Origin of the sequence: Streptomyces albiflavescens, from assembly GCF_014645835.1 — a bacterium.
Taxonomy (GTDB): domain Bacteria; phylum Actinomycetota; class Actinomycetes; order Streptomycetales; family Streptomycetaceae; genus Streptomyces; species Streptomyces albiflavescens.
In genome coordinates, this window is sequence record NZ_BMMM01000023.1 from 1 (window position 1) to 2,446 (window position 2,446).

General features: G+C 69.6%; 2 protein-coding genes and 1 rRNA gene. 2 read left to right on the forward strand and 1 reads right to left on the reverse strand.

Annotated features, from left to right (window positions below):
* Window positions 1–140: 140 nt before the first annotated feature.
* Window positions 141–257: ribosomal RNA gene (gene rrf / locus IEY95_RS41580) — 5S ribosomal RNA — on the forward strand.
* A 118-nt stretch (window positions 258–375) separates the two neighbouring features.
* On the opposite strand, the gene IEY95_RS41585 is transcribed toward rrf, so the two are convergent.
* Window positions 376–1,632: a hypothetical protein gene (locus IEY95_RS41585; RefSeq protein WP_189191588.1), complete on the reverse strand. Its 1,257-nt coding sequence runs from the start codon at window positions 1,630–1,632 to the stop codon at window positions 376–378.
* Here IEY95_RS41585 and IEY95_RS41590 point away from each other — a divergent pair.
* A complete protein-coding gene (locus IEY95_RS41590) occupies window positions 1,615–2,409 on the forward strand; it encodes a tetratricopeptide repeat protein (RefSeq protein WP_194492279.1) in 795 nt (264 codons plus the stop codon). The genes IEY95_RS41585 and IEY95_RS41590 overlap by 18 nt on opposite strands.
* Window positions 2,410–2,446: the final 37 nt, after the last annotated feature.

A 2,446-nucleotide genomic window follows, 5' to 3' on the forward strand; every position in this document is an offset into this window, starting at 1 on the left:
AGGTGACTGGTACTAATAGGCCGAGGGCTTGTCCTCAGTTGCTCGCGTCCACTGTGTTAGTTCTGAGACAACGAACCGTTGTCGGCCAGAGCAGAACAATCAACTGAAAAGTGTGCTTGTTCGCTCGAAACCATTAGGGTTTCGGTGGTCATAGCGTGAGGGAAACGCCCGGTTACATTCCGAACCCGGAAGCTAAGCCTTACAGCGCCGATGGTACTGCAGGGGGGACCCTGTGGGAGAGTAGGACGCCGCCGAACAATCTTTGGAGGACCTCTGGTCCCAGCGACTCGCTGGGACCAGAGGTCCTTTTTGTTTTTCCGGAGCGCGCCGGGTACCCGGCTGCGCGAGAATGACTTGCGGTACCGAAGACAGGAGTCACCCATGTCCACCAACTCTCCCGATGAGCGACCCGAGCGCGACCAGCGCCGCCGGGACAGTGGTGACCGCGGCGGCTACCGCGGGGGCCCGCGCCGCGACAGCGACCGGGGCGGGTCGGACCGGGGTGGTTATGGCCGGCGTGACGACCGCCGCGACGGTGATCGCGGTGGCGACCGCGGCGGGTTCCGTCGTGATGACAACCGCCGTGATGACAACCGTGGTGGTGGCTTCCGCGGCCGTGACGATCGGCGCGAGGGCGATCGGCGCGAGGGCGATCGCGGCGGTCGTCCGCCGTTCCGCCGCGACGACCGATCCGGCGGGCCGCGTCGCGACGACCGTGGCTTCCGCCGTGACGGCGACCGTCCGCCGTTCCGCCGCGACGATGCCAGTGGTCCGCGCCGCGATGACGACCGTGGTGGGTTCCGTCGTGATGACCGTCGTGACAGTGGTGACCGCGGCGGCTTCCGCCGCGACGACAGCCGCGGTGGTGGCGGCTTCCGTCGTGACGACAGGCGTGACGACCGCCGTGATGACCGCCGTGATGATCGTCGGGGCGATGACCGTGGTGGTTTCCGTCGTGATGACCGTCGTGACGGTGGCGACCGTGGTGGCTACCGGCGCGACGACCGCGGTGACCGCGGCGACTTCCGGCGTGACGACCGCAGGGACGACCGGCGCGACGATCGCCGGGGCGATGACCGTGGCTTCCGTCGCGACGGGGACCGTCCGGCTTTCCGCCGCGATGACCGTCGTGACAGCGGTGACCGTGGCGGCTTCCGTCGTGACGACCGGCGTGATGACCGCCGTGATGACCGCCGTGATGATCGTCGGGGCGATGACCGTGGTGGTTTCCGTCGTGATGACCGTCGTGACGGTGGCGACCGTGGTGGCTACCGGCGCGACGACCGCGGTGACCGCGGCGACTTCCGGCGTGACGACCGCCGCGAGGGCGACCGTCCGGCGTTCCGTCGTGACGACAGGCGTGACGACCGGCGGGATGACCGTCGTGACGACAGCCGGGGCGGCGGTTTCCGTGGCCGCGACGACCGCGGACGCGGTGGTCCGCGTCGTGACGACCGGGGCGGGCGCCCCGGCGGCTTCCGCGGCCGTGACGACCGAAGGGGCGACGACCGGCGCGGTGGCGGCCGTTTCCGTGACGAGCGGGACCGTGACCGTGAGCCGATCAAGCGGCTGCCGATCCCCGATGACGTCACGGGCGAGGAGATCGACAAGGACGTGCGGCAGGAGCTCCAAAGCCTGCCCAAGGGTCTTGCCGAGGATGTCTCCCGGAACCTGGTGATGGTCGCCCGGCTCATCGACGAGGACCCCGAGGGCGCGTACGCGTACTCGAAGATTGCCCTGCGGCTGGCGTCGCGCGTCGCCGCCGTACGCGAGGCGGCCGGTTTCGCCGCGTACGCGAACCAGAAGTTCAGCGAGGCTCTCGCCGAGTTCAGGGCGGCGCGTCGGATGACCGGCAACGTGGAGCTGTGGCCCGTCATGGCGGACTGCGAGCGCGGTCTGGGGCGGCCCGAGAAGGCGCTGGACATGGCCGGTGCCCCCGAGGTGCAGAAGCTGGACAAGGCCGGTCAGGTCGAGATGCGGCTCGTGGCCGCCGGTGCGCGGCGGGACATGGGGCAGCTGGAGGCCGCCATCGTGACCCTGCAGAGCCCGGAGCTCGCGTCGAACTCCGTACAGCCTTGGACCGCGCGTCTGCGCTACGCGTACGCCGATGCGCTTCTCGCGGCCGGTCGTGAGGGCGAGGCGCGCGAGTGGTTCGCCAAGGCCGTCGAATCCGACAAGGACGGCAGCACGGACGCCTCCGACCGGCTCGCGGAGCTGGACGGAGTCGAGTTCGTCGACGCGCTCGTCGAGGACGAGGACGAGGACGAGGACGAGGTCGAGACCGAGAGCGAGGCCGAGGCCGAGACCAAGGTCGAGGATGAGGACGAGGCTCCGAAGGCTGCGCGGGCCCGGGCCGAAGACGAAGGCGACGAAGAGGACGGTTCCGAGGACGACGTTCCTCAGAGCTGACGCCCAGGCGTATCGAGAAGCACACGGGCGGCGGGAC